Annotated in this window: 6 protein-coding genes; 2 read left to right on the forward strand and 4 right to left on the reverse strand. The window is 64.5% G+C overall.

All coding sequences use genetic code 11. The features are described 5' to 3' along the window. Window positions 1-3: 3 nt before the first annotated feature. The 4 genes from AC1Q64_RS07365 to AC1Q64_RS07380 all read right to left on the reverse strand — a co-directional run bounded on the left by AC1Q64_RS07365 (window position 4) and on the right by AC1Q64_RS07380 (window position 4,431). Window positions 4-873 carry a carbohydrate ABC transporter permease gene (locus AC1Q64_RS07365; protein WP_056744049.1) on the reverse strand — a complete coding sequence of 290 codons (870 nt, stop codon included), beginning with the start codon at window positions 871-873 and terminating at the stop codon, window positions 4-6. After that, entirely contained in the window at window positions 863-1,741 is an 879-nt protein-coding gene (locus tag AC1Q64_RS07370; protein WP_015012611.1) for a carbohydrate ABC transporter permease, read from the reverse strand. Before AC1Q64_RS07370 ends, AC1Q64_RS07365 begins: the two co-directional genes overlap by 11 nt. 197 nt (window positions 1,742-1,938) lie before the next feature. Further along, window positions 1,939-3,123: a carbohydrate porin gene (locus AC1Q64_RS07375; RefSeq protein ID WP_492250896.1), complete on the reverse strand. Its 1,185-nt coding sequence runs from the start codon at window positions 3,121-3,123 to the stop codon at window positions 1,939-1,941. Window positions 3,124-3,180: 57 nt separating this feature from the next. After that, window positions 3,181-4,431 (reverse strand): ABC transporter substrate-binding protein, encoded by a 1,251-nt coding sequence (locus tag AC1Q64_RS07380; RefSeq protein ID WP_492250897.1) that lies wholly within the window; start codon window positions 4,429-4,431, stop codon window positions 3,181-3,183. A gap of 174 nt (window positions 4,432-4,605) precedes the next feature. On the opposite strand from AC1Q64_RS07380, the gene AC1Q64_RS07385 reads away from it, so the two are divergent. Together AC1Q64_RS07385 and AC1Q64_RS07390 are read left to right on the forward strand one after the other, a co-directional pair. Beyond that, entirely contained in the window at window positions 4,606-5,322 is a 717-nt protein-coding gene (locus AC1Q64_RS07385; RefSeq protein WP_056058426.1) for a response regulator transcription factor, read from the forward strand. 137 nt (window positions 5,323-5,459) lie between these two features. Then, window positions 5,460-6,857, forward strand: coding sequence for a sensor histidine kinase (locus AC1Q64_RS07390; RefSeq protein WP_492250898.1), 1,398 nt, complete (start codon window positions 5,460-5,462; stop codon window positions 6,855-6,857). Window positions 6,858-7,118 lie beyond the last annotated feature (261 nt).

The following is a 7,118-nucleotide window of genomic DNA, read 5'->3' on the forward strand; positions in this document are numbered from 1 at the left end:
GATTTATCCCTTCACCGCGCCGGCCGTCAGCCCGCGCACAAAAAATTTACCCGCCAGCACATAGATCACCATCGTGGGCAGGCCCGCGATGATGGCGGCCGCCATGTCCACGTTGTAGGCCTTCACACTGCTGCTGGTGTTGGCCAAGTTGTTCAGGCCCACGGTGATGGGCTTGGACTCGGTGCCCGAGAACACCACGCCGAACAGAAAGTCGTTCCAGATGTTGGTGAACTGCCAGATCAGCGTGACCATCACGATGGGCGTGGACAGCGGCAGCACGATGCGCCAGAAGATCTGCCAGAAGCTTGCGCCGTCCATGCGTGCGGCGTTCACCAGCTCCTTGGGGATGGCCGCGTAGTAGTTGCGAAAGAACAGCGTGGTACCCGCCAGCCCGGCCAGGCAGTGCACCAGCACCAGCCCGGTGATGGAGCTGGACAACCCCAGCCAGCCCAGCACCTGGCTCATGGGCAGCAGCACGACCTGGAAGGGCATGAACACGCCAAACAGCAGCAGGCCAAACAGCGTGTCGCTGCCGCGAAACTTCCACAGGCTCAGAACATAGCCGTTGAGCGCGCCCCACACGGTGGAGATCAGCACGGCCGGCACGGCCATAGCCACCGAGTTCCAGAAAAACGGGCGCAGGCCGTTGCAGTCCACGCCCGTGCAGGCGCTCTGCCAGGCCGTGCCCCAGGCCGACCAGTTCAGCGCAGCGGGCAGTGCCAACAGCGAGGTGCTGCGAATCTCCTCAGCGTCCTTGAACGAGGTGACCAGCATGGCGTACAGCGGCAGCAGAAAGAACGCGGTGGCCAGGGCCAGCACGCCATAGACCAGCAGGCGGCCCACGGACGGAAACACAGAGGGCTTAGCGGTCATGGGGTTTGCTCCGCAGTTCGCTGTAAAGGTAAGGAATCACCAGGGCCGCGACGGTGGCCAGCATCATGGTGGCGCTGGCCGCGCCCAGGCCAATCTGCCCGCGCGAGAACGACATGGTGTACATGAAGGTGGCGGGCACATCGGTGGCAAAACCGGGGCCGCCCGCGGTCAGCGCCATCACTAGGTCAAAGCTCTTGATGGCCAGGTGCGACAGCACCATGAGCGTGGAGAAGAACACCGGCCGCAGCGCGGGCAGCACGATGCGCCAGTAGATGCGCGGCAGCGACGCACCATCGACCTGCGCGGCCTTGATGATGCTGTCGTCGATGCCGCGCAGCCCGGCCAGGAACAGCGCCATTGCGAAGCCCGCGCTTTGCCAGATGCCGGCGATGACCACGCAGTAGATCGCCATCTCGGTGTCCACCAGCCAGCCAAATTCAAAGTTCGTGAAGCCCCAGTCGCGCACCATCTTTTCGATGCCCAGGCCGGGGTTCAGCAGCCACTTCCAGGCCGTTCCGGTCACCACGAACGACAGCGCCATGGGGTACAGGTAGATGGTGCGCAGCGCGCCCTCGGCGCGGATCTTCTGGTCCAGCAGCACGGCCAGCACCACACCAATCACCAGCGATCCGCCCACATAGCCCACGCCAAAAATGCCCAGGTTCTTCAGGGCGACCCACCAGCGGTCCATCTCCCACAGGCGCTCGTACTGCGCCAGGCCCGCCCATTCGTAGTTGGGCAGCATGCGCGATGCGGTGAGGCTGAGCACGCCGTTCCACACCATGAGGCCATAGATGAAGGCAAAACCCAGCACAAACGCCGGGGTCACCACCAGCCTGGGCAGCCAGGTTTCAAAGGAATTCTTCATTGCTTGCGAATCTCTCTTGCGTACGCACTGCACACGCTGCGCGCGCGGTACGCGGTGTCTCGATCAGTCACTGAATCACCGTTTCACTCATTCACTCACCCACTTTGTGTCACATGAAAAAAGGGGGGTGCGCACAGAGCACCCCCCAATGAACAAAGTGTCTACCTCAAACTAACTCGCTACTCACTCTCTCCCTCTTACCACCACACCTCGTACTGCACGCCCACCAGCGTGCGCGAGGTCTTGCCATTGGCGCCAAAGGTGCCTGCGTTGGCCACAGCCGCCGCTTGATTCCAGTTGGCCTTGGTCACGTACAGACGCAGCTCAGGACGCGACCAGAAGTCTTCATTCAGTGCCAGGGCACCCGCCAGCGTGACCTTGGACAGTCGCTGGTCCGGACCACTGCCCTTGCGGGTGGTGGTGGACAGCTCCACCAGGCCCTTGAAGTTCTTTGTGAACGCGTACGAGCCACGGCCGCCCAGCGAGAAGTCCTTGGTCTCCACGCCGGTCAGGTCGGCCTTGTTGGTCTGGTAGCCAATGAGGGCCTGGCCGCCAAACGGGCCGCTTTGCCAGTTGATGGAGTCGGCGATGCGGGTGGCGCGCTTGCCTGCGCTGGTGCCCTCGATGGCCTCAAACTCCCCGTCAATACGCGCATGGCCGCGCGATGTCTGCAGGTACAGCGTGTTGGTGATGCTGGGAAGCAGGAACTCCTTTTGCGTGTGCATCAGCGAGATGCCGGAGCCAGAGCCGCCGCCCACCTGGTTCTTGCCGCCCACGGCGGTCAGCAGCACCCGCAGCTTGCCGCCGGGGTTGGTGTTGATCTCGGACAGGTCGGCGTTGATGCGGTGTGCCTTCACGTTGTTGGGCAGGCCACCGTCAAACTTGTCGCCAGAGAACACGCCCACGCCCAGCTTCATGCCACCCACAGGCACGTCGGTCACACCGGCGCCGATGTTGTCGCCGTAGTTCAGCAGGAAGTAGTCGACGATGTGCACGTCCTGGATCCGCAGGCGGCGCTGGCCCACCCAGAACTTGGCTTCGGGCGAGAACGAGAAGCCGCTCATTTCCACAAACGCCTGTTCGGTGCTGATGTCGCCACTGCCCCACTTGGCGGGCATGTAGTTCACCTTCCAGTTGATGCCGCCGGCCTCGAAGCCCTTGGCGAAGTTGACTTCGATGCCGTTGTCGCCCTCGTTGCCCAGGCGGTATTTCTGCAGCTCGCCGCCCAGCGTCAGGTTGCCCTTGACGCCGTCGGAGTGGTTGAACACCGGGCCACCGCGGGAGTAGCCGTTGAACTCAAAGCCTGCTACGTCCATAGCAAAGGCGCCATTCGCGCATGCGGCGGCCAAAGCCACCGCCGTGAGGCGGTTTCTTGTCTTCATGATGGGATCCCTCTGGGGTTGGTTTTAGTGCGTGCGGGTGCGTGTGTCGTACACGGCTTACTTGGTCTTCGCGGCGGCCGCGATCTTCTTCATGGCGTCGGCGACGCTCACCTTGTCGTCGTTCCAGAACTGGCTGACGACATCCTTGATCGCCCCTTCGGTGGCAGGCGCAATCGCCATGCCATGGGCCACGCTGGGCACCAGGCCACCGCTCTTGGCAGTGTCGGCAAAGTCTTTGCTGGACAGCTTGGCGCAGTCGTCAAACTTGTCCATCTTCTGTCCGGTGCGCACAGGGATCGAGCCCTTGTTGAGGTTGAACACCTCCTGGAACTCAGGGCTCATGATGGAGCTGGCCAGGTCGCTCTGCGCCTTCTGTGCTGCGGCGTCCTTGAGCTTGAACAGGATGAACGAGTCCACGTTGAAGGTGAACGCGTTGGCCGTGCCCGGTGCCGCTGCGCACTGGAAGTCCTTGCCCGGCGCCTTGTTGGCCGCGATGAACTCACCCTTTGCCCAGTCACCCATCAGCTGGAAGCCCGCCTTGCCCTGGATGAGCATGGCCGTGGCCAGGTTCCAGTCGCGGCCGGGAGCGCCCGGGTCGGTGTAGGTTTTGATACGGCGGAAGGTCTCCAGCGACTTCTTCATGGTGTCGCTGTTGATGGCCTTGTCGTCCAGTTTGACCAGCGCGTCCTGGTAGAACTTGGCACCGCCCACGCCCAGCACCACGGATTCAAAGGTCGTGAAGTCCTGCCAGTTCTGGCCGCCATGGGCCACGGGGACCAGGCCTGCGGCCTTGAGCTTGTCGGCAGCGGCAAAGAACTCGTCCCAGGTCTTGGGCATGCTGGTAACGCCCGCCTTCTTGAGCGCATCGGAGCTGGCCCACAGCCAGTTCACGCGGTGCACGTTGACCGGGGCAGCCACGTAGCTGCCCTTGTACTTCATCACGTCGGCGACCACCTTGGGCAGCACGTCGTCCCACTTCTCGGTCTTGGCCAGCGCATCGACATTGGCCAGCACGCCTTCGGACGCCCATTCCTGGATAGCCGGGCCCTTGACCTGGGCGGCCGAGGGCGGGTTGCCCGAGATCACGCGGCTCTTGAGCACCGTCATGGCGCTGTCGCCACCGCCGCCCGCCACGGCAAAGTCGCGCCAGGTGTGGCCTTTGGACTGCATGATCTTCTTGAGCTCGGCGGCCGACTTGGCCTCGCCGCCCGATGTCCAGTAGTGCAGGACCTCGACCTCCCCCGCGCTGGCAGACATCGCGGCCGCCAGGCCCACCGCCAGTGCGGCGATCTTTGTCATCTTCCACATACCCTTGTCTCCTCGACGTTGTTTTCAGAACCCGTTGCTGCGCCGTGATACCGGTGCCGTTCAGCGCAGTCGGTACTTTAATTACAATAATTAATTTAATTCTCAGGGCTTTCCCTGAGAGTCGCAGCGGCCCCACAGAGGGCCCGTTGCAGGGGCCTTTGTTATGCTCAATCCATGGCCACGATACTGATTGTCGAAGACGACGCCCTCCTGCTCGACGCTCTCACCGGCCAGCTCAAGCAACTCGATTACAGCGTCTGCACCGCCAGCAGCGTGGCGCAGGCCATGGCGCTTTTGCAGACGCAGGCGGTGGACGGCATCATCCTGGACCTGGGCCTGCCCGGCGCCGACGGCATGGAGCTGCTGACCTGGGCCCGCGCGCACATTGCCGGCCTGCCCGTGCTGATCCTCACCGCCCGCGACGGCGTCGACGACCGCGTGCTGGGCCTGAACGCCGGGGCCGACGACTACATCACCAAGCCCTTCAACATGCAAGAGCTGCAGGCCCGCCTGCAGGCCATGCTGCGCCGCGCGCGCCAGCCCGCCTTCACCCAGGCCAGCAGCGCGGCGGGTGTTGCCAGCACCACCATCGGCCCGCTGGTGCTGGACCACGCCAGCCATGCCGCTGCCCTGAACGGCGACCTGCTGGAGCTGACCCAGCGCGAGTGGGAGCTGCTGGAGCTGCTGGCCCACCGCTGTGGCGAAGTCGTCACGCGCGACGACGTGCTGGCCGCCTGGCGCGCCAGCCCGCCCGAGCCCGGCCAAACCGCCGCCCCGCTGAACTCCAATGCACTGGAGGTGTATGTGCACCGTCTGCGCAAGAAGCTCGACCAGTCCAACCTGGTGATCCGCAATATCCGGGGGCTGGGGTACATGCTGAATAAACCATGAAGCCCCCCCTGAGATGCTGCGCATCTTCCCCCCGTGGGGGGGACGCCGCCAGCGCGGCGGGGCGGCCCTTGCGCGGCGGCACTGGCCTTGGTCGCGCCAGTTGCAAGACGCGCGCCGTTTAATTTTTACGGCCATTCATGCGTCACGTCCCGGGTGTTTCTCTTCAACGCAAGCTGCTGCTGTGGCTGCTGCTGCCGCAGCTGGTGCTGTGGCTGTCGGGTGGGTTTCTGGCGTGGCGCATTGCGCTGCAGAACGGCGAGAAGGGCATTGACCAGACGCTCACCCAGTCGGTGCGGGCGCTGGCGCGGCAGATCAAGCCGATTGGCGATGGGCTGCTGGTGGACTTTCCAAAGGCCGCGCAGGACATCCTGGAACAGGACCCGGCCGACCGCATCACCTACATGGTGTCGTCCCCGCCCGGCCGCTTTTTGCTGGGCAACGCGCAGCTGCCGCCACCGCCCGCCCAGGTTGATGTGGCGGTGGGCGAAGCGTTTTTGTACCAGGCACGGGTGGATGACAAACCGGTGCGCGTGGCCTTGCTGGATGTGGACTACGGCACCGCCTCCACCCGCCAGCGCCTGCGCGTGCAGGTGGCCCAGAGCCTCACAGTGCGCGAGCGCATTGCGCAGGAACTGCTGGAGCGCATGGTGTTCCCCATGGGCCTGATGGGCCTGGCCCTGAGCGCCGTGGTGTACGCCGGCGTGCTGCGCGGCCTGCAACCCCTCAAGCGCCTGGAGGCGCAAATTGAACGAGCCGGCGCACAGCCCCACACGGGCACCACGCCGCTGCCGCCCATCGAGCTGACCTCTGCCCCGCAGGAAGTGCATTCGCTGGCCAGCACCATCAACCGCCTGCTGGAGACCGTGGCGCGTGGCCAGCAAAAGGAAAAGCGTTTTCTGAACGACGCTGCCCACCAGCTGCGCACGCCGCTCGCAGGCCTGATCGGCCAGACCGAACTGGCCCTGCACGAAAGCCACGAACCCGCAGTGCAGGCCCGCCTGCAAAAGGTGCTGTCGGCCGCGCAACGCAGCGCGCACCTGGTGCACCAGCTGCTGCAACTGGCGCGCTCGGAGTCAAACGTGGAGATGCAGTCCATCGACCTCGCCGCCCTGGCCCGCGAGGTGGCCCGCGAATGGGCCGCCCGCGCCCTGGCCCAGGGCATGGACCTGGGCTACGAGGGTGTGGACCACCTGCCCGCGCAGGGCCACCCGCTGCTGCTGCGCGAGGCGTTGAACAACCTCATCGACAACGCGCTGCACTACGCGGGCCCCGGCGCCACGGTGACGGTGCGCGTGGGCCATGACGAGCCCGGGCATTGGGCGCTGCTGGTGGTGGAGGACGATGGACCGGGCGTGCCGGCCGAGCATCTGGGCGATCTGTTTGCGCGGTTCTGGCGTGGGTCGGACAAGGCGGGCGGCTGTGGGCTGGGGCTCTCGATCGTGGAAGAGATCGCGCTGCGGCACGGGGGGCGGATAGTGGCGGAAGGGGTGGTGCCGAAGGGGTTGCGGGTGGGGATGCGGCTGCCTGCGGGGTGAGTTTTTGGTGTTTTTGGCTGGATGCGCTAGTGTTTCATACCTTAGCAGCTATGATTTTTATAGTGATCACTCTAGCTAAGGGACTGGAGATGGCCGGCGGAAGTTGACGGCTTCATGCGTCTGTTTTGCGCGCTGAGTCTGGGGGCTAGTGCGCATCGAATGGCGTGCCTTCTTTGAGGGCGGAGGCCGGGAGTCGCCCGGCAGGCGAGTCCCTTTCTTTCGCGTCGCCGAAAGAAAGGAACCAAAGAAAGGGCGACCCCA

The organism is Acidovorax sp. GW835-FHT14G06 (assembly GCF_058793595.1).